At 61.6% G+C, this 25,193-nt stretch carries 23 protein-coding genes and 1 tRNA gene; 16 read left to right on the forward strand and 8 right to left on the reverse strand.

The annotated features are described in order from the left end of the window. The first annotated feature begins 87 nt into the window (after positions 1 to 87). From J2857_RS05520 to J2857_RS05555, 8 genes are all read left to right on the forward strand, one after another. Positions 88 to 408, forward strand: coding sequence for an ArsR/SmtB family transcription factor (locus J2857_RS05520; protein WP_210010045.1), 321 nt, complete (start codon positions 88 to 90; stop codon positions 406 to 408). 55 nt (positions 409 to 463) lie between these two features. Next, the gene (locus J2857_RS05525) at positions 464 to 1,858 is read left to right on the forward strand and encodes an NAD(P)-binding domain-containing protein (protein WP_210008992.1); all 1,395 of its coding nucleotides are present in this window, start codon (positions 464 to 466) and stop codon (positions 1,856 to 1,858) included. Beyond that, the gene (gene arsK, locus J2857_RS05530) at positions 1,855 to 3,081 is read left to right on the forward strand and encodes an arsenite efflux MFS transporter ArsK (protein ID WP_210008993.1); all 1,227 of its coding nucleotides are present in this window, start codon (positions 1,855 to 1,857) and stop codon (positions 3,079 to 3,081) included. Before J2857_RS05525 ends, arsK begins: the two co-directional genes overlap by 4 nt. Before the next feature lie 131 nt (positions 3,082 to 3,212). Beyond that, positions 3,213 to 4,265 carry a cytochrome c oxidase subunit II gene (coxB, locus tag J2857_RS05535; RefSeq protein WP_210008994.1) on the forward strand — a complete coding sequence of 351 codons (1,053 nt, stop codon included), beginning with the start codon at positions 3,213 to 3,215 and terminating at the stop codon, positions 4,263 to 4,265. After that, positions 4,262 to 6,778, forward strand: coding sequence for a cytochrome c oxidase subunit I (gene ctaD / locus J2857_RS05540; RefSeq protein ID WP_210008995.1), 2,517 nt, complete (start codon positions 4,262 to 4,264; stop codon positions 6,776 to 6,778). The genes coxB and ctaD overlap by 4 nt, the downstream gene beginning before the upstream one ends. Further along, complete coding sequence (locus tag J2857_RS05545) at positions 6,775 to 7,158, forward strand: hypothetical protein (protein WP_210008996.1); 384 nt, start codon at positions 6,775 to 6,777, stop codon at positions 7,156 to 7,158. Before ctaD ends, J2857_RS05545 begins: the two co-directional genes overlap by 4 nt. After that, positions 7,155 to 7,778 carry a cytochrome c oxidase assembly protein gene (locus tag J2857_RS05550; protein WP_210008997.1) on the forward strand — a complete coding sequence of 208 codons (624 nt, stop codon included), beginning with the start codon at positions 7,155 to 7,157 and terminating at the stop codon, positions 7,776 to 7,778. Before J2857_RS05545 ends, J2857_RS05550 begins: the two co-directional genes overlap by 4 nt. Positions 7,779 to 8,009: 231 nt before the next feature. Then, complete coding sequence (locus J2857_RS05555) at positions 8,010 to 10,064, forward strand: response regulator (RefSeq protein WP_245363021.1); 2,055 nt, start codon at positions 8,010 to 8,012, stop codon at positions 10,062 to 10,064. 21 nt (positions 10,065 to 10,085) lie between these two features. Here the strand turns inward: J2857_RS05555 and rfbA are convergent, their stop codons facing one another. The 6 genes from rfbA to J2857_RS05585 all read right to left on the reverse strand — a co-directional run bounded on the left by rfbA (position 10,086) and on the right by J2857_RS05585 (position 16,489). Further along, positions 10,086 to 10,994: a glucose-1-phosphate thymidylyltransferase RfbA gene (rfbA, locus tag J2857_RS05560; RefSeq protein WP_210008998.1), complete on the reverse strand. Its 909-nt coding sequence runs from the start codon at positions 10,992 to 10,994 to the stop codon at positions 10,086 to 10,088. Positions 10,995 to 10,998: 4 nt separating this feature from the next. After that, the gene (rfbD, locus tag J2857_RS05565) at positions 10,999 to 11,928 is read right to left on the reverse strand and encodes a dTDP-4-dehydrorhamnose reductase (protein WP_210008999.1); all 930 of its coding nucleotides are present in this window, start codon (positions 11,926 to 11,928) and stop codon (positions 10,999 to 11,001) included. After that, on the reverse strand, positions 11,925 to 12,983 hold the full coding sequence (gene rfbB / locus J2857_RS05570) for a dTDP-glucose 4,6-dehydratase (RefSeq protein ID WP_210009000.1): 1,059 nt from the start codon (positions 12,981 to 12,983) through the stop codon (positions 11,925 to 11,927). The genes rfbD and rfbB overlap by 4 nt, the downstream gene beginning before the upstream one ends. 28 nt (positions 12,984 to 13,011) lie before the next feature. Next, complete coding sequence (gene rfbC / locus J2857_RS05575) at positions 13,012 to 13,608, reverse strand: dTDP-4-dehydrorhamnose 3,5-epimerase (RefSeq protein WP_210010047.1); 597 nt, start codon at positions 13,606 to 13,608, stop codon at positions 13,012 to 13,014. Positions 13,609 to 13,905: 297 nt separating this feature from the next. Continuing rightward, positions 13,906 to 13,979: transfer RNA gene (locus J2857_RS05580), tRNA-Gln, on the reverse strand. A 170-nt stretch (positions 13,980 to 14,149) separates the two neighbouring features. Continuing rightward, entirely contained in the window at positions 14,150 to 16,489 is a 2,340-nt protein-coding gene (locus J2857_RS05585; RefSeq protein WP_432420142.1) for a PBP1A family penicillin-binding protein, read from the reverse strand. A 193-nt stretch (positions 16,490 to 16,682) separates the two neighbouring features. On the opposite strand from J2857_RS05585, the gene J2857_RS05590 reads away from it, so the two are divergent. Beyond that, positions 16,683 to 16,937: a DUF982 domain-containing protein gene (locus J2857_RS05590; protein ID WP_052753938.1), complete on the forward strand. Its 255-nt coding sequence runs from the start codon at positions 16,683 to 16,685 to the stop codon at positions 16,935 to 16,937. A 54-nt stretch (positions 16,938 to 16,991) separates the two neighbouring features. Here the strand turns inward: J2857_RS05590 and J2857_RS05595 are convergent, their stop codons facing one another. Beyond that, a complete protein-coding gene (locus J2857_RS05595; RefSeq protein WP_210009001.1) occupies positions 16,992 to 18,077 on the reverse strand; it encodes an ornithine cyclodeaminase in 1,086 nt (361 codons plus the stop codon). Positions 18,078 to 18,148: 71 nt separating this feature from the next. Beyond that, complete coding sequence (locus J2857_RS05600; protein ID WP_210009002.1) at positions 18,149 to 18,385, reverse strand: BrnA antitoxin family protein; 237 nt, start codon at positions 18,383 to 18,385, stop codon at positions 18,149 to 18,151. 465 nt (positions 18,386 to 18,850) lie between these two features. On the opposite strand from J2857_RS05600, the gene J2857_RS05605 reads away from it, so the two are divergent. The 7 genes from J2857_RS05605 (at position 18,851) to J2857_RS05635 (ending at position 25,176) form a co-directional block, all read left to right on the forward strand. After that, positions 18,851 to 19,369, forward strand: coding sequence for a Dps family protein (locus J2857_RS05605; protein WP_210009003.1), 519 nt, complete (start codon positions 18,851 to 18,853; stop codon positions 19,367 to 19,369). Between the two features lie 257 nt (positions 19,370 to 19,626). Continuing rightward, positions 19,627 to 19,773: a DUF1127 domain-containing protein gene (locus J2857_RS05610; protein ID WP_210009004.1), complete on the forward strand. Its 147-nt coding sequence runs from the start codon at positions 19,627 to 19,629 to the stop codon at positions 19,771 to 19,773. Between the two features lie 795 nt (positions 19,774 to 20,568). Further along, on the forward strand, positions 20,569 to 21,297 hold the full coding sequence (gene minC, locus J2857_RS05615; RefSeq protein ID WP_210009005.1) for a septum site-determining protein MinC: 729 nt from the start codon (positions 20,569 to 20,571) through the stop codon (positions 21,295 to 21,297). Positions 21,298 to 21,328: 31 nt separating this feature from the next. After that, positions 21,329 to 22,144, forward strand: coding sequence for a septum site-determining protein MinD (gene minD / locus J2857_RS05620; protein WP_038543948.1), 816 nt, complete (start codon positions 21,329 to 21,331; stop codon positions 22,142 to 22,144). Further along, on the forward strand, positions 22,141 to 22,401 hold the full coding sequence (gene minE, locus J2857_RS05625; RefSeq protein ID WP_007759331.1) for a cell division topological specificity factor MinE: 261 nt from the start codon (positions 22,141 to 22,143) through the stop codon (positions 22,399 to 22,401). The genes minD and minE overlap by 4 nt, the downstream gene beginning before the upstream one ends. Positions 22,402 to 22,537: 136 nt before the next feature. After that, positions 22,538 to 23,521 carry a LysR family transcriptional regulator gene (locus J2857_RS05630; RefSeq protein WP_210009006.1) on the forward strand — a complete coding sequence of 328 codons (984 nt, stop codon included), beginning with the start codon at positions 22,538 to 22,540 and terminating at the stop codon, positions 23,519 to 23,521. 140 nt (positions 23,522 to 23,661) lie between these two features. Then, positions 23,662 to 25,176, forward strand: coding sequence for a class I adenylate-forming enzyme family protein (locus tag J2857_RS05635; RefSeq protein ID WP_210009007.1), 1,515 nt, complete (start codon positions 23,662 to 23,664; stop codon positions 25,174 to 25,176). The last annotated feature ends 17 nt before the right edge of the window (positions 25,177 to 25,193 follow it).

Genomic DNA, 25,193 nt, shown 5'->3' on the forward strand with positions numbered 1-25,193 from the left:
CCAGGTTTGGGTCAAATCAACCTGATGTATTTCGATGATTGTGGAAATAGCCTTGACCGCTCCAGCTTTCACCGCTACCGTATTTCCATGATCATCGAAAAAGCAGCATCCCAACTCGAAGCCCTTGGCAACGTCACCCGCCTCAAGATTTACCGTGTTCTGGTTCGCGCCGGCGAGGAGGGGCTTCCCGTCGGCCGACTTCAGGAAAAGCTGGATATCCCCGGATCGACGCTGTCGCACCATCTGAAGCGTCTGGTCGATACGGGGCTGGTCGTTCAGGACCGGCAGGCGACGACGCTGATCTGTACCGCGAACTACAAGCACATGAATGCACTCATCGGCTATCTCGTCGACGAGTGCTGCGCCGACCAGGGATGCGATGGGCCGGCGACCAGGATCGTCGCCTGACCGCATTTTTTTCATGTTAATTTCGAAGTTTCCAGAAATACCGATGGAGATCAAGATGAAGTCGAATGACGCCTTTCCCGTTGCGGTAGTCGGTGCAGGTCCGGTCGGGCTGGCGGCGGCGGCAAGGCTGCTTGAAGCCGGCATGGCGCCGATCGTTCTGGAGCGGGGCGTTTCTGTCGGGACAGCCCTGGCGGAGTGGGGGCATGTCAGGGTGTTCTCGCCATGGAAATACAATATCGATGACGCCGCGCGGCGGCTGCTCGAGAGCAACGGCTGGGTTGCTCCTTCGCCCGAATACCTGCCGACCGGGCGCGAGATCGTCGATGACTACCTGTTGCCCCTGTCGCGCGTTCCGGCCATGGAGCAGGCGATAAAACTCGGCGCGCCCGTCACGGCCATTGCCCGTCGGGGGCTGGACAAGGTTTCTTCCGGGGACCGCTTCGACGCGCCGTTCGCAATCCGATATCAGGACAAGGACGGCGAGCACGAGGTCGTCGCGCGGGCAGTGATCGATGCCTCCGGCACATGGACGCAGCCGAACCCAATAGGCGTAAACGGCATTCCGGTCCTCGGCGAGAGCGCAGGCGGACGGGTTTCCTATGGCATCCCTGACGTTTTAGGAGAAAGGCGCTCGGACTTCGTGGGCAAGCGTACGCTGGTGGTGGGGAGCGGCCATTCGGCAATCAACGTCGCCCTTGCGTTGCTGGAGCTTCAGCAGGCCGATCCGTCTACCGAAATCCACTGGGCGCTTCGCCGTCACGGCGTCGCCAGGCTGCTGGGCGGTGGTTTGAACGACCAGCTTCCGGAACGGGGCGCTCTCGGCCTTGCGGCGAAGGAGGCCATGGACGCGGGAAAGCTCAAGATGCTCACGTCCTTCTCGGCAAGCAGGATCGCCAGGAGAGATGACAAGGTCGTCGTGACCGCGACGGCCGATGGGGAGGCGATCGAACTTGAGATGGACCAGGTCGTTGTCGCTACCGGGTTCCGCCCGGACTTCTCGTTCTTGAGGGAATTGCGGCTGAGCGTCGATCCGGCTGTCGAGGCGCCGCCGGCACTGGCTCCTCTTATCGACCCGAACCTTCATTCCTGTGGCACCGTCCCCCCGCATGGAGTCGATGAACTGTCGCATCCGGAGAAGGACTTCTACATCGTGGGATCGAAGTCTTACGGCCGAGCGCCGACCTTCCTGATGAGGACGGGTTACGAGCAGGTGCGGTCTGTCGTGGCGGAACTGGCTGGCGATCATGCCGCCGCCCGACGGGTCGAACTCGTGCTTCCCGAGACAGGCGTCTGCGTCGCTGCTCCACCGATTTCGGTCTCTTCAGGGTGTTGTGGAGGCCCGCCCCTTGCTACGGTAGATGCATGCTGTGCCGCTGACGCCGAAGCGAAATCTGAAGGCAGAGCTGGCTGCGGTTGCGGCCAGACAGAGGTCGAGATCGAGCGCGCATGATGCCCAGCGAGCAGAAGTTGCCGCTCTGGGCCCTGATTGGTCTGGGAGCTTCGCAGAACATCGGCTACGGCACGCTTTATTATGCCTTCAGTATTCTTGTTCCGGAGATCGCTCGCGACATCGGGCGGTCGCAGCAGTGGGTGTTCGGAGCGTTTTCGATCGCACTGCTGGCCGGCAGCCTCGCCGCTCCGCTTTCGGGCACTCTTGCCGACCGGATCGGGGCGGGACGCCTGATGGCCATAGGGTCGCTGCTGGCGGCTGCCTGCCTGGTGATGATGTCCATGTCGTCGGGACCACTGACCTTTGCCGTTTCGCTGGCGTTGACGGAGGTTGTTTCCGCCGCCGTGCTCTACGCGACGGCCTTCACCGCGATCGTGCAGGCGGGAGGGAAGAAGGCCCAGACCTCGATCGTTCACCTGACACTGATGGCCGGGTTCGCGTCGTCGATGTTCTGGCCGCTGACTTCCTGGATGCACGGATTCCTGTCGTGGCGTGAAATCTACCTGGTCTTCGCGGCCATGAACCTGGCCGCCTGTTTTCCCGTCCACCTCGCCCTGGCGCGTCTGACGACCAGCGCCGTGTCGGCGTCCAAAGCCAATCCTCCGACGGCGGCACCCGTCCGGGCGGTAGCAAACAGGAACCTGCTGTTCTTCCTGATGCTGTTTGGCTTCGCCATCGAAGGATATGCGTTGTCCGCCATCCTCGTTCACATGGTCCCGCTGACCCAGGCGCTGGGTATGGGAACCGCGGGCCTCGTCGTCGCCTCGCTGTTCGGTCCTTCGCAGGTCGCAAGCCGCCTGATCAACCTGGTCTTCGGGCGCGAACTGCCGCAGAGATGGCTGGCGGTGATCGCCACGGCGCTGATCCCGTTCGGCCTGACGATCCTCATTTGGACGACGCCGTCCGTCCCTGGTGCCATCCTGTTCGCGGTCTGCTTCGGACTTGGTTCCGGATTGACAAGTATCGTGAGCGGAACGTTGCCGCTGGAGTTGTTCGGGAAGGCCGGCTACGGCAGCCGCATGGGTTGGGTGACGTCGGCCAAGCAGATGATGTCGGCCGTCGCTCCGCTCGCAATGTCGATCTTGCTGGCGGGGATGGGCGTCGTGCCGTCCATCTGGTGGACTGTGGCGATCGGGACGATAGCGACCCTAGCATTTCTGGGAATTGTCATGACAGTCCGGCTGGGCGCATGCGCGCCCATCTCGGAGGCCCCGAGTCGATGATACCTCGCCCTGCGCCAGGGGCCGGGAATTTCGGTTAGATCCGTTCCGTTTCTGCTCGGAACAAAGCCATGGGTCGTGCGTTGCGGCCCAATGTCCGGCTGACAGCCGATGGCGCGATGGGTGCTTGCCGAATGGATGATGACCGCTTGACCGGCGCTGGCCGGCCAATCCGATCAGGACGAGACATCGGCCGTGGCGGGTATCGGCCGGCAATCCGGGTTGTCAAGTTCTTCCTTCTCTTTCCGCTGCTGGCGTCGTGTTCCGGCGTCCAGTCGGCACTCGATCCGGCTGGCCGCGAGGCGAGCGATGTCGCGAACCTATTTTTCGCCATGCTGATCGGCGGCGTGGTCATCTGGGCGGGTGTCGTCGTCCTGCTGTTCCACGCGGCGCGCAAGCGTAGATCTTATTCCGAAAAGGGGGCGGGGCAGCTCATCCTCTGGGGAGGGGCCGTTTTCCCGACGGTCATCCTCGCAGCCCTGCTTTCCTATGCCGTGTGGCTGATGCCCAATGTTCGGCCCTGGTTCAGCGAGGATATGGACGTACGGCGGGTCGAGGTCATAGGCGAACAGTTCTGGTGGCGGGTGCGCTATCTCGACGAAGGCGGCGCGGTCATCTTTGAAACGGCCAATGAGGTGCGCGTGCCCACTGGAGAGCGTGTCGTCTTTTTGCTGAAATCGCCCGACGTTATTCATTCCTTCTGGATACCCGTGCTCGGTGGCAAGATGGACATGATACCCGGTCGCAAGAATCGCCTGACGTTGCAGGCGGAAAAGCCCGGTACCTATCGGGGCGTCTGCGCCGAGTTCTGCGGTACCAGTCACGCGCTGATGGCTTTCACCGTCCATGCGATGGAACCGGAGGCATACGAGACCTGGGTCGCTGCGCGTCGCAAGGCGTCCGGCGGGCAGGATCAGGAGGGGTTGGCGCTCTTCCTACGCCATGGTTGCGCCGCCTGCCATGCCATTTCCGGCACGGAGGCGAGGGGGGCGATCGGTCCGGATCTCACGGCCTTCGGCGAGCGGGGTTCGGTGGGGGCGGGGACGCTTCCCAATGCACAGGAGCATGTCGCCCGCTTCATACGTGATCCCGGCCAGATCAAACCGGAGGCCCGCATGCCGCACTTCTCCATGCTGGAAGCGGCGGAGATCGACCGGATCGCTGCCTACCTGAAAGGGCTCAGATGACCATGGAGCTCGGCAATTTTTCGCCGGAAGAGCGGGCGGCGCAGGAGGAACGGCTCCGCAAGGTATGGGAGACGCCGAAAGGCATCCGCTATTGGACGTCTGTCAACAACAGCCAGATCGGGCTTTGGTATGGCGTCACCGCCTTTGCCTTCATGTTGTTCGCCGGCCTGCTCGGGCTCTTGATGCGCCTGCAACTGGCGGTGCCGCAGAACGACCTCATCTCCGCCGAACTCTTCAACCAGGCCTTCACGCTGCATGGCACGGTGATGATGTTCCTGTTCGCGGTGCCGATCTTCGAAGCCGTTGCGATCTTCCTGCTGCCGTCGATGCTGGGCGCGCGGGAACTGCCGTTCCCGCGGCTGTCCGCCTTCGGTTTCTGGAGTTTCCTCATCGGCGGCGTCTTCGTCTGCGGGTCGATCTTCTTCAACGCCGCGCCGAACGCGGGCTGGTTCATGTATCCGCCGCTTGCGACCGATGACGAATATGCCGGCATCGGCGCGGATATCTGGCTGCTCGGCCTGTCCTTCATCGAGGTGGCTTCGATCGCCGCCGCCGTCGAGATCATCGTGGGTATCATGAAATGCCGGGCGCCAGGCATGCGGATCAACCTGATGCCGATGTTCGCCTGGTACCTGCTGATCGTCGCGGGCATGATCCTGTTCGCCTTTCCGCCGCTGATTGCCGGCGACATCCTGTTCGAGATGGAGCGGATGTTCGACTGGCCGTTCTTTGACGCGACGCGAGGTGGCGATCCGCTGCTTTGGCAGCACCTGTTCTGGATCTTCGGACACCCGGAAGTCTACATCATCTTCCTGCCCGCGATCGCGCTGATGGCGATGATCGTGCCGACCTTTTCGCAGCGGCCGATCGTCGGTTATTCCTGGATCGTGCTGGCGGCCGTCGGCACGGGTTTCCTGAGCTTCGGGCTCTGGGTGCACCACATGTTTACGACCGGCCTGCCGCAGATCTCGCTTGCCTTCTTTTCGGCGGCGTCGGAAGCGGTGGCGATCCCGACAGGGGTCCAGATCTTCGTGTTCATCGCCACCATGCTCGCCGGCCGGGTGATCTTTTCGGTACCGATGCTGTTCGGGGCAGGCGGGCTTATCATCTTCGTGATCGGCGGACTGACGGGGGTGATGGTGGCGCTCGTACCCTTCGACTGGCAGGCGCACGACACCTATTTCATCGTCGCCCACCTTCACTACGTGCTGATCGGCGGCATGCTGTTTCCGGTCGTCGCCGGCATCTATTACTACTTTCCGTTCGTGACGGGTAAGAAGCTCAGCGATGCCTGGGGCAGAACCGCTTTCTGGCTGATGTTCGTCGGTTTCAACGTCGCCTTCTTCCCCATGCATTTCTCCGGCCTGCGCGGGATGCCGCGGCGGGTCTTCACCTATCCGGAAGATATCGGCTGGGACTGGTTCAACCTCATCTCGACCATCGGCGCCTTCGTCTTCGCCGCCGGTGTCGCGACCTTCGTCATAGACATTTTGCGCCCGAAACAGCAACCCGAAGGGCGCGATCTCAACCCCTGGAATTCCGGGACGCTTGAATGGACCAACGATCCGGCGGAAAGCTGGGGCATGCGCTCGGTGCCGGTCATCACCAGCCGCTATCCGCTCTGGGATCAGCCGAACCTGCAGGTGGATATCGAGGCCGGACGCTTCTATCTGCCGGATGCCAAATCCGGCAGGCGCGAGACGCTGGTGACCTCGGTGCTCGATGCGAAGCCGATCCAGTGCCTGCGGGTGGGAGGCGTATCGTACGTGACGATCATCGCAGCGCTCGCGCTCGGCGGCGTGTTCATCGCGCTGACCTTCAAGTTGTGGATCACCACGATCGTCTTCGCGATCATCACCTTCATAGCCATCATCCATTGGCTCTGGAACGGAACGGCGCCGATCCCGGAGGCACCGGAGATCGATGTGGGGCTGGGCGAGCGGCTGCCGATCTATGTCTCCGGGCCCGCTTCGGTCGGCTGGTGGGCGATGTTCATCACCATGGTCGGCGACGGTACGGCATTCGCGAGCCTGATCTTCGGCTATTTCTTCTATTGGACCATCCATGGCGACTTCACCACGATCGCCAAGGGACCCGGCGTCCTGTGGCCGATGGTGGCGCTGCTGCTCTACGTCATCGCCTGGGCGCTGACGCTGCTGGCGCGCGAACTCAACGAAAGGGGGCCAACGGGTGCGCGGTCGGCGCTCACCGCGGCCCTCGCCGTTTCGATCGCGGCCTCGTTTGCGGGCCTTGCCGGTCCCTATCTGCACGGCATGGATCCGACCTCCCATGTCTATCCGGCCGTCGTCTGGATCGTGGCCATCTGGACTGTGACTCATGGCATGGTCGGCGCGATCATGCAGGGCTATTGCCTCGCGCGCAGTGTCGCCGGACGGATGACTGCGGACTACGACCAGGATATCCGCAACGTCGCACTTTACTGGCATTTCATGGCATTCACCGCCGTCGTTACTTTCGCGGTCATCGGCCTGTTTCCCGTGGTGAACACATGAAGAGCTTCATTCCGCGCGAGGTGGAGACCCTCTGGACCCTATTCACCGCCCCGACGGTGTGGGCGCTGCATTTCGTCGTCTGCTATGCGACAGTGGCGGTCTTCTGCGCCAGGGGCCTCGCTTCGGAGATATCCTTCGATACGGTGCGGATCGGGCTCGGCGTGGTGACGGCGCTGGCGCTGGCGATGATCGTGCTGTCGGCCTGGCTTGCCTGGCGGCAATGGGGTTTCGGCTCCGACGATCCGCCGCACGACGAGGCGACCCGCAACGCGCGGACATTGTTCCAAGGATTCGCGACGCTGCTGCTGTCAGGCCTGAGCTTCGTCGCGGTCCTCTACATGGCCATTCCGATGATCTTCATCGCGGGGTGCCAGCCGTGAAGAAGGCGGTGCTGATCACCGGGTTTGTTCTGCTGTTGGCGCTGTGGACCGTGCTCCCGCTTGCCGACCGGGCTTCCTTCACGGTGCACATGATCGCCCACATGGTCGTCGTGGCGGGTGCGGCGCCGTTGATTGCAATCGGCCTTTCCGGAACGCGTTTCGATTTTCTGTCCAGTCTGCCCTGGCTTACGCCAATCATTGCCTCGCTGATCGAAATGTTCGCCGTGTGGACCTGGCATATTCCTGCCCTCCGCGCCCTGTCCGAAACATCGTCCATCCTTGCGGCGCTGGAGCAGCTCATCTTTCTCGGCGCAGGTCTCGCTCTCTGGCTCTCCTGCCTCGGCGGAGCGGCGGCGGGCCGGGAGGAGCGACGGCTTGCCGGCACATTCGGTCTGCTCTTTACCTCCATGCACATGACATTGCTTGGCGCGCTGTTGACGCTGTCGCCGCGTCCGCTCTACGGTGATGGCGAGGTGAGTTGCCTCGGCGTGACCTTGTCCGCTGCGGTGGACCAGCAGGCCGGCGGCGTTGTCATGCTTTTGGTAGGGGCTGCAGTCTATTTGGCCGGTGGCTTGGCGCTGTTGGCCCGTACGCTGAACGCGCCGCTGCCGGATCGGTGAGGAGAGGCGTAGAGATAGACGTCCTCCCGTTCTGTCGAGCCGCCGTCGTCGTGCGTGAAAAAGGAGAGGGAAAGCGCAGCCAGCGGTCGACATCGCCATGGGAATGACGCTGATCGGTGCAATCTCCCCAGCTATTTGGCGCGACCCTGGCCCTCCGGCCGAAGTTGGCGTTGCAAGTTTCAGGCTCCGGCCTATTTGATGGAGCGTGGACAACGGATATCGGAGTGTCAGTTGAATCAAACCCGGCCAGCGCTCCTCCTCGTCACGGCGTCGCTGATCCCGCTCATCATTCTCGCCGCCGTAATGGGCAGGTTCTTTATTCAGGAACAGCAGAACGCGCTTGACGCCGACGTTCGCAGCAAAGCGACCGCCATGGCTGCGACGCTTCAACGTGAGCTTAAAAGCCAGGTTCAGCTTCTGTCGGTCGTTGCGGATTCGCCCCGGCTCGATCCGCCGATCCCCCGTTCCGCCTTCGCAGAGACTGCTCGGCGTCTGCGTGAGAGAGTGCCTGAATGGGAGCAGATCCGGATATCGGATGAGAAAGGCGAGATCGTGCTGTCCTCGCCGGTCCTGGACGGTTCGGCTGAGAAACAGGTCGTGGACATGGAGAGCCACCGGACCGTGGTTCGTACGGGCGAAGCTGTGATCGGCAATGTTTCCCTCGGGCCTCGGGGGCAAGCTGCCTTTGCCGTGAGGGTTCCGATCGAGAGAAATGACAAGCTGCGAGCCATTCTGTCGGTTGTCATCCGCCCGACGATCGTCACAAACCTCCTCTACGCCAACGGGCTCCCCGAAACCTGGGCGGCCTGGATCGTCGATGGTCAGGATCGCCTTGTCGCTTCGACCGGTGCCCCTGCTCTCGCCGGCAATGCGGCAAGCGAGTTCGCAAGTTTTTCCGGAACGGATTTTGGCATAGCAACGCTCAAAAACGGGCTGGAGGTGCGGGTGGCCGAAGTCGCTCTTGGGGAAACGCCGTGGCGGGTGAGGGTAGGCCTGCCGGTTGCCGAATACGATAGGCTGGCACGCAAGGCGACGTTGCTGCTCGCCGCAGCCAGCTGCTTTACGCTGCTACTCTCGGGTTCGGCTGCATTTCTCTTCCACCGGGAGGTCCGCGCCAGGAACCGCGAGCGCGAAAGCATGGCAAACTGGCAGCGGATGGATGCGCTCGGAAAGCTGACGGGCCAGGCAGCGCATGATTTCAACAACCTCCTCATGGTGTTTCAATCGGGCGTCGAGGGCATCAAGAGGAGGCGGAACGACGAGCAGCGGGTGACGCAGCTCCTTTCGCATATGAGCGAGGGAGTGACGAGGGGAAAGGCGATCACGCAGCGGCTATTGTCGTTCTCGAGGCGCTCCAATCAGGGTGCCGGGCATGTGGAGCTGGGCATCAAGCTCGCCGAATTGAGACCGCTGCTGCGACAGGCCATCGATGACACGATCGTCATGGATATCAACGTTCCCAACGATATCTGGCCCATTCATGTCGATCCCGCGGGTCTGGAAAACGCGCTGATCAATTTCCTTACCAATGCGCGCGAGGCAATGGGCAACGGTGGTCAAGTGACGATTTCGGCCAGAAACGTCCTCGACGGCGCCGCGGAAGATCCGACGCTTCAAGGACAATTTGTTGCCTTGACGATCACGGACACCGGAACAGGCGTCACACCCGAGCATCTTGGGCGGGTGTTCGAGCCGTTTTTCTCGACAAAGAAGACCGGTGGTCCGGGCCTAGGGCTGACCCAGGTTCACAGCTTCGCCAAGGGCAGCGGCGGTGCTGTCAAGGTGGCGAGCGTGGTCGGCCATGGCAGCGCCTTCACGCTGCTCCTTCCCCGGTCAAACGAACAGAGCGTCGCCCGCGAGCCGGTAACGCCGGCGGTAAGCCTTCCGGGCAGGCTTTTGATAGTTGACGATACCCCATCATCACTGGAATCAGCGCGCCTGGCCCTGGAAGGGCTCGTTTCGACGATCTTTGTGGCGACAGGCGGCAGCGAGGCAATTGAGGTTCTGGAGCGTCACCCCGAAATCGAGGCGGTGATCAGCGACATCATGATGCCGGGGATGTCCGGCATTGAGCTTGCCGAGGAAATACGCCGGAAGAACTCGCGGCTGCCGGTTGTCCTGATGACCGGCTATAGCGACAAGCTTGAAGCTGGCACGGAGGTCGGGTGTCCGGTTGTAGCGAAGCCGTTCAAGATCGAAGACCTGGCTGCTTCGCTGGAGGCTGCGAAAATGTCGATGGAAAAATCAACGAACGTCGTGCGCCTGGAGATCCCGGCGAAAAGCTGATCGACTCGAGAACGCTTCAATTTACCCGACCAAGCTGAGCGGCTTGTGGACCTGCGAGGCAATGGGAGCCTCCAGGAGCCCGGTCAGATATCGTCCATAGGCGCTCTTCCCATATTGCCTGGCGAGGCATTCGAGCTGGCGGGCGTCGATAAAGTTCTGGCGATAGGCAATTTCCTCGGGGCAGGAAATCTTGACGCCTTGTCGGCGTTCAAGCGTCGACACGAATTCGGATGCTTCAAGGAGACTATCGGGCGTGCCTGTGTCGAGCCAGGCATAACCGCGTCCCATCATCTCGACATGGAGCGTTCCACGATCGAGATAGGCCCGGTTGACGTCGGTGATCTCCAGTTCCCCTCTGGCGGACGGCCTCAGGTTGGCCGCGATGTCGATGACGTCCTCGTCATAGAAATAGAGGCCTGTGACGGCCCAGCTGGAACGAGGATGTTCCGGCTTCTCTTCGATCGAAGCCGCCCTCATCTGCTCGTCGAACTCGACCACGCCGTAGCGCTGCGGATCGTTGACGTGGTAGGCAAAAACCGTGGCGCCGCTTTCCCGCGACATGGCGCTTTTGAAGAGATCGGTAATGCCATGGCCGAAAAAGATGTTGTCGCCCAGCACCAGGCAGGACGAGTTGGAGCCGATGAAGTCGGCCCCGATAATATAGGCCTGCGCCAGACCATCAGGAGAGGGCTGTTCCGCATAGGATAACGAGAGGCCCCATTTGGAGCCGTCGCCCAGCAGCTGTTGGAAATTCGGCATGTCCTTCGGCGTCGATATGATCAGGATGTCGCGGATCCCCGCGAGCATCAGCGTCGACAGCGGATAATAGATCATTGGCTTGTCATAGATCGGCATGAGCTGTTTCGACAGCACCTGGGTCATCGGGTGTAGCCGCGTGCCGCTGCCGCCGGCGAGAATAATCCCTTTCATCAACTCACCTCCCGTATTGTCTGTCTTCAAGGTCAACAGGCTGCAGAACGCGCCTGACGACGTGCCCCGCCGAGCCCCGCCAATCGGGCATGACGACGCCGTGGCGCCTGTACAGTTTTGAACAGTCCAGTTGCGAATTGGCCGGTCGCCGAGCCGGTGTCGGATAGGCGCTGGTGGGGATGCGGACGACCCTTGCCGAAGGCCCGCCGTTCGCTCCCGAAATTCTGAAGATCTCTTCTGCGAAATCCGCCCAGCTCGCCGCACCCGTTCCGGCCATATGAAAGACGCCGCGCAAGGCGGGATCGTTTGAAGCCAGCAGGTTTTGCCCGACCACCATGATGGCTTCGGCTATGTCGAATGCCGAAGTCGGGTTGCCGATCTGATCGTCGACGACCTGCACCTCTTCCCGAGCCTCTGCGATCTTCAGCATCGTGCGCAGGAAGTTTCGGCTGAACGGGCTGTAGACCCAGGCGGTGCGGAGGACGGCATGATTTTCGGTTGCCGCCGCCACGTTCCGCTCGCCCACCAACTTGTCGCGGCCATAGACGCCAAGCGGTGCGACCGGGTCGGATTCGACATAAGGAGAGGGTTTGCTGCCGTCGAAGACATAGTCCGTGGACAGATGAACGATCGGGACCCGAAGCGTGTTCGCTACTCGCGCCAGTTCTGCCGGGCCTGCTGCGTTGACGGCGAAAGCCGTGGCCCTGTCGATTTCGGCCTGATCGACACCTGTGAAGGCAGCTGCGGAGACGATCAGATCGGGCCTGGCGGCCTCGACCGTCGCCGCGACGGTCTCCGGCTTGGCCAGATCGAGTTCAGGACGGCCAAGCGGAATAATCTCGACCTCGCTTTGCCCGATCGCATTCTCGATGAGGGATTGAACGACCTGCCCTCTGAGCCCGGTTACCACGTATCGCCTCGGTTCGCGCATCATCCGGCCCCGGCCTTGAGGAGCCCGAGTCGGCTGCCGTCATATCCTTGCCGGAGCGGCGCCCACCACCATTCGTTGTCGAGATACCAGCGTACCGTCTTTTCGATCCCCGTCTCGAAGCTCTCCTTTGCCCTCCAGCCCAGTTCCGTTTCGAGCCTGGTCGCGTCGATCGCATAACGCACATCATGCCCGGGCCGGTCGGCCACGAACTGGATCAGCTTTTCGTGGGGGCGCCCGATCGCACGCAGATCGTCGAGGATCTCGCAGATCCGCTTGACGACATCGATATTGCTGCGCTCGTTGCGGCCTCCGACATTGTAGGTCTCGCCGACCCTGCCTCGCTCGGCGACGAGATCCAGCGCCCGGGCGTGATCCTCCACATAGAGCCAGTCGCGGATGTTGGCCCCGTTTCCATAAACCGGCAGGGGTTTGCCCTCTAGCGCGTTCAGGATGGTCAGCGGAATGAGCTTTTCCGGGAAATGGTAGGGGCCGTAGTTGTTCGAGCAGTTGGAGACGACGACCGGCATGCCGTAGGTGCGTGCCCATGCCTTGGCGAGATGATCCGATGCTGCCTTCGACGCCGAATAGGGCGAGCTCGGATCGTAGGGCGTTGCTTCCGTGAATAGTCCCTCCGCTCCCAGGGAGCCGTAGACCTCGTCGGTTGAGACATGCAGGAAGCGGAAGCGATTTCGGTCTCGGGGAAGAAGTGCCTGCCAATAGGCTCGCGCGCATTCGAGCATGGTGAAAGAGCCGAGAATATTGGTTTCAACGAATTGCCGTGCGCCGAGGATGGAGCGGTCGACATGGCTTTCGGCAGCCAGATGCATCACCCGGTCCGGTCTGAACGTCGACATCGCGGAAGCTATCGCCGCGGCATCGCATATATCGATCTTGAGAAACCGGTAGGACGGCTTGTCGTCAACCGACTTGAGCGAGCTCAACGTGCCGGCATAGGTCAGTTTGTCGATGTTCAGGACTTCGTATCCCTTGTCGAGCACGAGGTGGCGGATGACCGCCGAGCCGATGAAACCTGCCCCACCCGTTACAAGCACGCGCATGCGTTCGATTACCCCCAAAAAGTTCTCGTCACAGGCTCCGACTGCGTCTGCCGAATTCGTCGTTGACGGCATAGATAAAGTTGGATTGAAGCTCGGAGAGCGTAGGCTGCCCCCGATCTTTCTCCGACAGGATTGCCTTGTCTGCAGCGACTGGCCATTCGATCCCAAGCGCCGGATCGCTCCAAAGCAGGCCGCGTTCATGTTCGGCGCTGTAATAGTCGGTCACTTTGTAGGTGATGACCGTATCTGCCATCAGCGTGCAAAACCCATGTGCGAAACCTGGCGGCAGCCAAAGCTGAAAGGCATTTTCGGCCGATAGTTCCACCGCGACGAATTTCCCGTAGGTCGGCGATCCGGTCCGGATATCAACCGCCACATCCAGAAGCGCGCCGCTCGAACATGACACCAGTTTCCCTTGCGAATGAGGGGGGATTTGAAAGTGGAGACCACGAACAGTCCCCGCCTGTGCCGAGTAAGACCGGTTGTCCTGGACGAACGTGAAGGAACCAACTTTTGACTCAAAGAGGTTCTTCCGAAACGTTTCCATGAAATAGCCTCGAGGATCGCCGAATTTCTTCGACACTAAAAGAAGTACATCCTCAATGTTCGTACCTTCGAAGCGCACAAATTCCTCATGATCCTGAAGTTCCGGCTGTTTAGTGATAAAGCCATACGGATATTCTGAGCGCAATTCGGATGCGGCTCATCAGATGGGCGATGGGATAGTCAATAAGCGGTAGACTGAAGCCTACGCCCGTTCTCTGGTTACCCAGACGACTATGCTGCTCTCACCAGAACAACGGCGTTTGCCGCCAGCGCAGGACCTGGCCGGGCGTCACTGAACTGTGCGGGCAGGTGGCCTGCGAAGTTACGATTTGCCGGTGCCGGCACCAATGAATGATAGAACGGACCCATCAGAAATTGGCTGGGGCGCCTGGATTCGAACCAGGGATGACGGTACCAAAAACCGTTGCCTTACCGCTTGGCGACGCCCCACCATGATGGCGGCGATGACGCCGCTCAGGGAATGCGAGTTGCTCTAGCAAAGCTTCATTCGGCGAGCAATCACGGAGCGGTCGTTTTTTGTTAAATGTCGTAGTTTCATTTGGCTTTGCAAGTTTTCTCAGGGCTGCTGTGCTGCCGCTGCCCGCCCCCGGCGCCAGCGTTTATCTTTCACACAGCCTGCGCTCGCCCCGAAAAGGTTGATAGGTGCAGTCGGAGGCCCGGAAAGATCGGTAGCTGCGGGAGCAGGCAGTGATATTGCAGGAGGGCGCTGTCCCCGTCTCACCTGCCGCCTGACCCTTGTCCAGATCGAAGTCAGGGGCGGGCTCGGCCATCGCCGCGCGGATGAAGTCCCGCCAGATCCGGGCCGGAAGCGAGCCGCCCGTCACGCCTTTCATCGGCGTGTCGTCGTCATTCCCGACCCAGACGCCGACGACCAGCGGCTCGGTGAAGCCGACAAACCAGGCATCGCGATTGTTCTGGCTGGTGCCTGTCTTGCCGGCGGCGAACGTGCCGGGATCCGCATCGCGGCCGGTGCCACGTTCGATGACCAGCTGCAGCAGGCCAAGAAGATCGGACTGATAGGGTGAGAGATCGATGGAAGGTGTTGTCTTTTCGCCCACCCTGAAGGCCTGGGATTGGCCTGCCGCCTGAAAATCGATAATCCCCCAGGGCTCGACCGGTGCCTTCCCCAGACGAACCGATGCATAGGCGCTGGTGAGATCGAGCAGATTGACCTCCGAAGTGCCGAGCGCGAGGGACGGCGTCGGCGCGAGCGGCGCGTCGATGCCGAGTTCCTTGGCGGCCGCGATGACGTTATCGAGCCCGACTTCCTGCGCCAGGGCGACGGTTGCGGCATTCAATGACCGGGCGAAAGCTTCCGCCAACGTGACCCAACCGCGGTAACCGCCGCCGGAATTTTCCGGCGACCAACCTTCAATCTCGATCGGGGCGTCGAGGACGCGGTCGAAAAGGGTCAGCCCTTTTTTCAAGGCTGCATAATAAACGAACAGTTTGAACGTGGAGCCGGGCTGCCGCATCGCCGTGACGGCCCGGTTGAACTGGCTCGTCTTGTAGTCGTGCCCCCCGACCATGGCGACGACCGCGCCTTCGGGTGTCATTGCCACAAGCGCCGCCTGGCTTGCCCCGAGCGTCTTTCCGTCCTCGTCCAGAGCCTGTGTAACAACCCTTTCGGCAATACGCTGCAGGCGCGGCACGAGCGTCGTGCGCACCGTCGTCGATCCCGGCGAGGTGCCGGCGATCTCGCTAGCCTGCGGCGATATCCAGTCGGCGAACCAGCTTCCCGAGCGCGGTGTCGGCGTTGTCGGGCGAAGTTTGCCGAACTTCGCCTTCGCGGCCGCGGCTTCGTCGGGCGTCAGCTTGCCGTTGGCGACCATTGCGGCGAGCACCGTCGCCGTTCGCTGACGGGCGCCCTCGAAATTGGCGATGGGGTTGAGTTGGCTCGGCGCCTTCAGGAGGCCGGCGAGCATTGCGGACTCCGAGACGTCGAGGTCACCGATGTCCTTGTTGAAATAGACCCGCGCGGCGGCCGGCATTCCGGTGGCACCCGAGCCGAGATAGGTGGTGTTCAGATAGCGGGTCAGGATTTCCTGCTTGCCCAGCTTCCATTCGAGCCAGAATGCAATGACCACTTCCTGGATCTTCCGCTTCAGCGTTCGGTCGCTTTCCAGATATTGCACCTTGATCAATTGCTGCGTGATCGTGCTGCCGCCCTGGGCGACCGAGCCCGCCTGAAAGTTCCGGATCAGGGCACGGCCGATACCCTGTGGATCGATACCGTAATGGTTCATGAACCGCCTGTCCTCGATCGACAGGACAGCCTCGATGAGGGACTGCGGAAACTGGCCGTAAGCGGCATACGGCCCTTGATAGGGGCCTTGTCGGACCAGCGGCGCTCCGTCCGCCGTTTCCAGCACGATGACCGGCTTCAGCGTGCCAGCGGCAATTTCCCGCCATGGGACGTCCTTCAATGCCCATGTCAGAACACCCGCCAGGACAAGGACGCAGGCGAATGATGCGAGTGCGGCCACGGTTATCCACGACCATCGCCCGGATGGCCGGTCCTGCCGTGAAAAGCGCCGCCAATGCCGCAAGGCGGTCATTCGCAAAAGGGCTTTATCGCGGAAGGCTGAAAAGCGTTTCGCCGCCGATCCGGGTGTCGGGTTTGATTCCTGCTCTTTCGGCCCTGCGTATCTCCCCCGAAGAGCGGCAGCCGCTTTCCTTATCCGGAGGGAACCCGATTGCCACGAAGTTCCCAGATCATGCCGGAGCGCGGCCAGCAATTCACGGACAGCCCGTCCGCTTTGCCCAAAAGCCGGAGTGGAATTGTCGCCCGCTTTCGGCTCGCCCGAACTGGTGGGTTCTTCGCGACGCTCGCCAGCCTCCGGCGCGCCTTCTGGTGCTGCCTCTACCTCAGTCACGCGCGCAGGGTCGCTGGGGGCATGTTCATCCGGGTTCTTGGAGCGGTCTTCAGGGCGGGTCATTCACTGCGTAGCGGTTGGATTTGAAAAGGGAACTAGAGCATCTTGGCGCAAAAGGAAGATGCCCTGGCATCTGTCGGTAATCACAAGCGGCGATGCTCTACTCCCAATGGGGTAAGTCAGGTCAAATAGATAGACGGCGGAAGCCGTGCCACACTCCGATCCGCAAGCTTTGATCTGCAGGCGGAGGAAATGCATGAAAAAACGGGTGAAAAGCGATCCGAACTGGCCGGAGCCGGTGGTCGTGGCGGTGGGGCGGCGATCTCCGGAGATTATTCGAACGCCCGCAGAGGCCTTGATCTATCTCACCAACAAATGGCCGGCGGCGCGCAACGAACGTTACAGAGCGGCGACCGAGGTCTGCTCCGCAGCGCTCCGCAGACAGATAGACGCGGCGGCTGCACGCGAGACGTTTCTGTCCGCCGCACTCGAGGCGGGCATGCTCCAATAAGCCCGCCGGGCGTGAACGGGGCATGAAATCCGGAGCGCCCATCTTGCGGTTGCGTCATCCGTTCGGAATCGAGTTTCGCATCGTGGCTTTCCGCGAGGCTTCACGCCGGAGCAGCATGCCGAAGAGGTCGCGCGGCTCGTCGGGGTCGGCGAGAAGGTCGAGATTTTCGTAAAGCCCGGTGCCTGCGAGCTTGTCGCGGATATAACGAAGCGCCGAAAAATCCTCGGTCGCAAAACCGACGCTGTCGAACAGCGTCACCTGAGCGCTGCTCGTCCTGCCTGTCGCAAGGCCGGAGATCACCTTCCATAGCTCGGTGACAGGATAATCCGCCGGCATCTGCTGGATCTCGCCTTCGACCCGCGTCTGCGGCGGATATTCGACGAAGATGTCCGAGCGCAGCAAGATGTCCTTGTGAAGCTCGGTCTTGCCGGGGCAGTCGCCTCCGACCGCATTGATGTGGACACCCGGTCCGACCATGTTGTCGGTGAGGATCGTGGCATTCTGTTTGTCGGCCGTCGCCGTGGTGATCACATGAGCACCCTCGACGGCCTCCTGGGAGGACTGGCATCGGATGATTTCAAAGCCCATCCCGGAAAGATTTTTGGCACATCGTTCGGTGGCATGCGGGTCGATGTCGTAGAGCCGCAGTTTCCTGATGCCGACCAGTGCCTTGAAGGCGATCGCCTGGAACTCGCTCTGCGCGCCATTGCCGATGATCGCCATGCAATCGGCACCTTCCGGCGCCAGATATTTGGCCGCCACGGCCGAGGTCGCCGCGGTTCGCAGGGCGGTCAGGATGGTCATTTCGGAAATGAGGAGCGGATAGCCGCTGTCGACATCGGAGAGCACCCCGAAGGCGGTAACGGTCTGGCGGCCGGTGCGGGTATTCTTGGGGTGGCCGTTGACGTATTTGAAGCCATAGAGCTTGCCGTCGCTGGTCGGCATCAGCTCGATCACACCTTCCTGCGAGTGGGAGGCGATGCGCGCCACCTTGTCGAATGCCTCCCAACGGCGGAAATCCGCCTCGACATAGGCTGAAAGCTCCGTGAGGAAGTTCTCCACGCCCACGTTCAGGACGAGATCCATCATGTTCTCGACGCTGATGAACGGCACGATGTTCAGGTTTGGCAAAGCTGGCATGGTCGTCTCCTTGGGAGATCATATCCTTTTCAGGCAACGCACGCCATGCATGCCATAGCTGCTCCCCTCATTCACCCCTTGTCGTTCATCGCGTCACGGAGCGCGTCGTTGATGCGATCCTGCCAGCCGGGGCCGTCCTCCTGAAAATAGGCGAGCACATCGCTGTCCAGCTTCAGGGACACAAGTTCCTTGACGTTCGGCGGCGCGCGCCGCTCGACGGCAGGAGCCGGAGCGGCCTTCTTGGCCGGCGCAAACAGAGCCTCTGCGGCGTCGAGCGGATTGACGGGCCGGCGCGGGGGACGTGTCATGATCATCTCCGTGGAAAGGGAAGGGGGACGTTGCAGTTCACGTCTGCAGACGCGGCTCCCGTCCCGAACTATCAGCAAGCGTGGCGAAATAGCAATCGCCGCGCAGGAACGACCCGATGAGTGCTCGATCCAGATGCCGGTCGAGACATCTTGACGATCGAACCGGAAGACGTCTTATTCACTCGGAAAGCTCATTCTCGTCATTCGAAAACGCGGGGAGGCATAGCGTCATATCCTGATCTTATCCGATCAGGCAGCCCCGGCGACGTCGGCTATCGATCTGTCGCAGCATCCAGCGGCAGGAATGTCGCCGCCAGGGAACCGGTGCTCAGGAGAATGTTCCCCCAGGCCTCCGGGTCTAGCATGCGATCGGCTGGTCGTCCGTCGGATCAATCCCGTTCCACTGGCCTCGGTCAGGTATTATCGAAGTCCGAAGCCCATCCGTCTCAGCCAAGGAGAACAAGCATGGACCGCACCGCAGTTGAAAGACGCCGCAAGGCATCGTTGAACACTCCCTCCGATCTGCCCTCCAACGCCACTACCGACATTGCGGGCGCACTTGCGGCGCTGCTTGCCGACACGTTCGCGCTCTACGTCAAGACCAAGAATTTTCACTGGCATATGAGCGGCCCGCATTTTCGCGATTACCACCTGATGCTCGACGAACAGGGCGAGCAGATTTTTGCCATGACCGACGCGATTGCCGAACGTGCCCGCAAGATCGGCGGCACGACCATTCGCTCGATCGGCCATATCAGCCGGCTTCAACGCCTTCTCGATAACGATGCTGATTTCGTCACCCCGCGCGATATGCTCGCAGAGCTGAAGGATGACAACCAGCAGCTGGTCTCGTTCCTGCGCCAGGCTCACGAAGTCTGTGCCGAACACAACGACGTGGCCACCACGAGCCTGCTGGAAGTCTGGATCGACGAGACGGAACGCCGCGCCTGGTTCCTGTTCGAGACGACCCGCAACGACGAATAGGCCGCTCGCCAACAGAGAAAGGCATCCCGGCGGCGGCATCGCTGCCGCCGTTTGCGTCGCGGTGGTCGAGATGATCATGGTGTGCGCTGCGGCATCGGCCGAGACATAGTCTCTGGATCAATGCGCATGATGCATGGGTGGCCTGAGGTATTGTTGCTTTTCAGGGCAGTTCCAGATCCCTATATCACTGTCATCGAACGACGCCGGAGCCAAGAACGGTCGCTGACGTCAGACAGTCTCAAGAAAGGGACCCGATCATGAACGTAGCACGCTCTTTCAACAACTGGCGCAAGTATCGTCAGACCGTCTCCGAACTCGGTCGCATGACCAGCCGCGAGCTGCAGGACCTCGGCATCGACCGCGCCGACATCCGTAACGTCGCCCGCGCAGCCATCGGTCGCTGACCGAAGTAGCCCTGCCTGGAATTTGCATGACGCCCGCCATTGCCGCGGGCGTTTTCGTGTCGGAGGGTACCGGAGCAGTGCCGGCCTCTTCAAAGGTCTCCCATCCAATTTCCGGTATGCGTTTTTCGTATAGCTGCACTGCAACATAATGACTATCAATCCAGCCTGACCGGTGTATAGTCATATTTATCGAAGCAATGCACCTCCTCCCGCAGAGCTTCGTGTTATCAGGCGCCCCACTCCTCCTCCCAGGGGCGTCTGTAGGAACGGCGGCACTCCTCCTCCCAGTCGCTGTTCGGTTCTTTTCGGAAAGCCTGCCGCACCTCCTCCCGCGGCAGGCTTTTTCGTTTTGGGGCCGAGGGTTTCCGGAATTCGAATTGCGCGCATTCGAGCGTGCCCCCGGCGCTATCGATGCGTGCTTGGAAGTCGCGCGCACGGCGGGGCGATTTATCGCCCGGGAAGGCGGCTGCTGCTGCCGAAAGCCCCTTCGAGTTGCAGGGAGCGGACTGCGGGTTTTCGCGGACACGGCCGGATCCCTGAGGCAGCCCAGAATCACAGCCATCACCGAAGCGCCAGAAGAGATGGTTCGTGTCCTGCGCGCCTTGTCGTGTTGACCGGTCTTTTTCCTCCTCACGTCCGACCTTCTCTTCATCGCCAAGCCGATATCTGCCGAGGCGCGCCTGATGGAAGGGAAGATCGTAATGATCGGTTAAAACCAGGCCCTCCGCGGGGCCTTTGTTTACCTTTTGTTAACCATGTCGGCGCTAGAAATCAGTCAACGATTTCTTTACGCAGATGACCAAAATGCTAACGGACGCTCGATCTATCCGCATCAAGGGCCGCTCATTTCTTGCGGTCGTCCTTGCCCCCGATCTTCCCTTTGACGACTGGCTTGTCAGGCTGGATGATCTCGCGGCTCGTTCCGCAGGTTTCTTCCTGGGTCGGCCTGTCGTGCTCGACGTGAGCGATCTGCCGATCGATCGCGCCCAGCTGAAGGATCTCATTACCGAACTGGCCGGGCGCAACGTCAACATCATGGGCATCGAGGGCGGTCGTCCCTCGATCCTCGGTCCGGGCATGCCTCCGGCACTTAAAGGTGGCCGGCCGGTCTCCGACGAGGCCGTCGCCAAGGAGCCGATCATCGAGCTGCGCAACGGCGAAGCGAAGCCGGCCGCGCCGGAGGTTCGTACCGCATTGCAGTCGATGCTCATCCGCGAGCCGGTCCGTTCGGGCCAGTCGGTGATCTTTCCGGAAGGCGATGTGACGATCATCGGATCGGTCGCTTCGGGGGCTGAAATCATCGCCGGCGGATCGATCCATATCTACGGGACCCTGCGTGGCCGAGCCATGGCGGGATCGCTTGGAAACGCATCCGCCCGCATTTTCTGCCGCAAGCTCGAGGCCGAGCTGCTGGCAATCGACGGCATCTACAAGATGGCGGAAGACATGGCCCCCGGCCTTCGCGGACAGTCAGTCCAGCTTTGGCTCGAAGGGGATTCGATCATCGCAGAGAAACTTATTTGAGCCGAAGCCGGCCAGCAAACAGGAGAGCAAGATGGGGAAAGTCATCGTAGTCACTTCAGGCAAGGGCGGGGTTGGCAAGACGACTTCGACTGCCGCATTGGGAGCGGCTCTGGCGCAGCGAAACGAACGGGTGGTCGTCGTCGATTTTGACGTCGGGCTGCGCAATCTCGACCTGGTGATGGGCGCCGAGCGCCGGGTCGTCTACGACCTGATCAACGTCATCCAGGGCGAAGCCAAGCTTTCGCAGGCGCTGATCCGCGACAAGCGGCTGGAGACGCTGTTCCTGCTGCCGGCCTCGCAGACGCGCGACAAGGACAACCTGACACCCGAGGGTGTGGAGCGGGTCATTACCGAGCTGAAGCGGGTCTTCGACTGGGTCATCTGCGACAGCCCAGCCGGGATCGAGAGCGGTGCCACGCTCGCCATGCGCCACGCCGACATGGCGGTGGTTGTCACCAACCCGGAAGTCTCGTCCGTCCGCGATTCGGACCGGATCATCGGTCTGCTCGACTCCAAGACGATGAAAGCCGAGCGCGGCGAGCGCATGGAAAAGCACCTGCTTCTGACGCGCTACGACGCCAACCGCGCTGAGCGGGGCGACATGCTGAAGGTCGAGGACGTGCTGGAGATCCTCTCCATCCCGCTCATCGGCATCATCCCGGAAAGCATGGATGTCCTGCGGGCATCGAACATCGGCGCGCCGGTCACCCTGGCCGACGCACGCAGCGCACCGGCCATGGCCTATTTCGATGCCGCACGCCGGCTTGCAGGAGAAGTTCTGCCGATCACGATCCCCGGGGAAAAGCGGGGGATATTCGGCAAGATCTTCGCACGGAGGGCCGCATGACTATATTCAACCTTTTCCGCAAACAGCGTTCCGCACCCACGGCCCGCGAACGCCTGCAGGTGCTTCTCGCCCACGAACGCTCATCGAACGGCTCAGACCTCGTATCCCTGCTTCGGGAAGAGATCCTTGCCGTGATTGCCAAACACGTGCAGGTCGATAGCGACAAGGTGCAGGTCAAGATGGATCGCGACGAGAACGTCACGATCCTCGAGATCGACGTCGAGATCCCGTTGGGTGCCGTCAGCCAGGCCGCCTGAGGCTGTAGGCTGTCCTGAGCTTCGGTTCGAAACGCGGATAACCCTGTTGTCCGCGTTTTCTCTTGAGTGACGAAGGCAGCGTGTCTGGCACGTCGCTTGCTTCGTTAAACGGTTGTCCCTGCAAGAGGAAACGGCCGTGTACGCGAACATAAATCCCTCCATCGACGTCAGGTTGCTGCGCACCACCTATCTGCTGCTCAGGGAGCGCAATGTTTCCAAAGTCGCGGTGCTGCTCGGACACAGCCAGCCGGCGGTGAGCGCCTGCCTCAAGAAGGCGAGGGAGGTCTTTGCCGATCCGCTTCTCGTGCGCAGCGGCCAGAAACTGGTGCTTACCGAGCGTGGCGAAGAGGTGATGACCTCGATTGCGGCCATGCTCGAAGGCCTGCTGGATACGCTCAACCGCAGCAGCCAGTTCGATCCTGGCATGGTCCACAGCCGGATGCGGATCGCCGCGGTCAACTGCTTCGGGGCCTTCCTCATCCCGCCGATCGCCACGAGCATCCGAAACGAGGCGCCCGGCATTTCGGTCGATTTCTTCGCGCCTTCCGAACAGAGCGATCTGATCGAGGACCTGGGTTCTGGCCGGGTCGACATGGTGATCGGCAACTGGCCGGCGCCGCAGCAGAGCCTGAAGTCGAGCACACTCCTGCATTGTGATATCGCCTGCGTGGTGCAGAAAGCCAATCCGCTGGCGCGGCGCGGACGCCTACCGCTCGATGCCTATCTCGACGCGGATCATGTCTCACCGACGCCCGGCTCGAATGCCGTCTACAGCCCGATCGACGGCCGGCTGGCGCAGCTCGGACATCGCCGGCGCATCGCCATGTCGGTGCCGGAATATGCTTTGATTCCAGCGATCCTCGCCGAAACGGATCTGATCTTCACCACTGCGCGGCCCTATGCCGAATATATCGTCGCCAACGCGCCGGCCAATCACCTGCAGCTCGTCGAAGCGCCGCGTGAGTTCGACCAGATGAACCTCTACCTCCTCTGGCACGAACGGGCCCATAACAGCGGCGCCAACCGCTGGCTGCGAAACGTCATCCGCACCGTGGCACGCCGTTTCGACCAGACGCTGCATCCCGTGCCATCCGCAATTCCGCTGCGGGCGGTTTCTTGAGGTCTTTCGGTATAAGCAAACGGATATACCCGCTATCGATGGCCATGGCATTCACCCAGGGAACAAATTTGCCCATGCTGCAGGCAGGATTTTCATCTGCCAAACAATTGAGCAGGCAGGTTTAGCGCCGGGAATTTCGAATGTTGATGCATACCCTTCTCGTGGATGGCGCCAATCGCGATCCGGATCATGCCTGTTTCCACTGGGTCGATCGCGACAAGAGCCTGACCTATGCCGAGGCCGTCGATGCAATGGAACGATCTGCGGGCGCGCTGCACAGTTTTGGCGTCAAGCCGGGCGACCGGGTGACGATCTTTGCCCATAACGGCATGGATTATCTGACCACGATGCTGGGCTGCTGGCGGCTCGGTGCGATCTCAGCCCTTGTGAACGTCAAATTTGCAGACGAACTTGCCTATTATTTCGGCGATCACCAGCCGGCCGTGGTCGTTTATACGCACGACAAGCATGAACAGGTGAGTGCCGCAGCCGCAGGCGTGCCGACAATCCGGGCATTGATCTGCATGGATGGGGCGCAGCCGGGTGCTCACTCGCTGCCGGAATTGATGGCGGCTGCCCTGCCAGCGCCCGCCGATCCGGGCAACGAAGATGCGATTGCCCATCTTTCCTACACCTCCGGGACCACCGGCAAGCCGAAGGGCGCCTGCCTGAAGCATGAGCCGACGGTTCGTGCAGCCCGCTGCATCGCGGAGCGGCTGCAGATCACGGCGGACGACGTTTCGTTCGGCCCGAGCGCCCTGTCGAGCTCCTATCAGCTGGTCGGCAACCTTCTGCCGCAGCTTTCGCGCGGTGCCGCGATCAACGTCATGGGCCGCTGGACGCAGGCGACCGGTTTCGACGCGCTCAAAGCCCGTGGCGCGACCATGCTGATCGCCAATCCGCCCATTCTGACCGATGTGCTCAACGAGGCTGCCATTCGCGGCCATGCGCCGCCGACGCTGCGCCTGAGCATGTCCGGCGGCGGTCCGGTTCCGCCGGTGCTGAAAGCCGGCTGGCAGGAAAAGCTGAAGCTGCCGCTGGTCGAAAGCTACGGCCAGTCCGAGCTCGGCGGCTTCGTGGCGCTCGGTTTCCCGAAGCTCGATGCGGCCGATATCGAGACCCGTCGCGCCGGCATGCCCCTGCCGGACAAGGAAGTGCGCATCCTCAATTCCGACGGCACCGAACTGGCATGCGGCTCTGTTGGCGAGATCGCCCTTCGCGGCGGCTTCATGTGGGGTTACTGGGGCAAGCCCGAAAAGACCGCCGAGACGCTGCGCGACGGCTGGCTCTGGACCGGCGATATCGGCACGATGGACCGGCACGGTTTTGTCACCATGCTGGGACGTCGTTCCGAGCTTCTCGAAGTCGGCGGCAAGACCTGGTACCCGCGCGACGTGGAAGAGGCGCTTTCGACGGTGCCCGGCATCGAGCAGGCGGCCGTCGTCGGCGTGCCCGATGCGGCGATGAAGACCCGGCCGGTCGCTTTCGTGCAGGCTTCCGCGCCCGTCGACGGCGAGGCCGTCAAGGCTGAGATCGCCGCCACGCTTCCTTATGACCTCTCCGTCATGACGGTCATTTCCCTGACCGAACTGCCCATGACCCCCACCGGCAAGATCGCCAAGGCGGAGCTGGCGGCGCGCGCCGCTGCTCCCTGAAAATGAAATCGAGGACG

Source organism: Neorhizobium galegae, assembly GCF_017877055.1.
Lineage (GTDB): Bacteria > Pseudomonadota > Alphaproteobacteria > Rhizobiales > Rhizobiaceae > Neorhizobium > Neorhizobium galegae_D.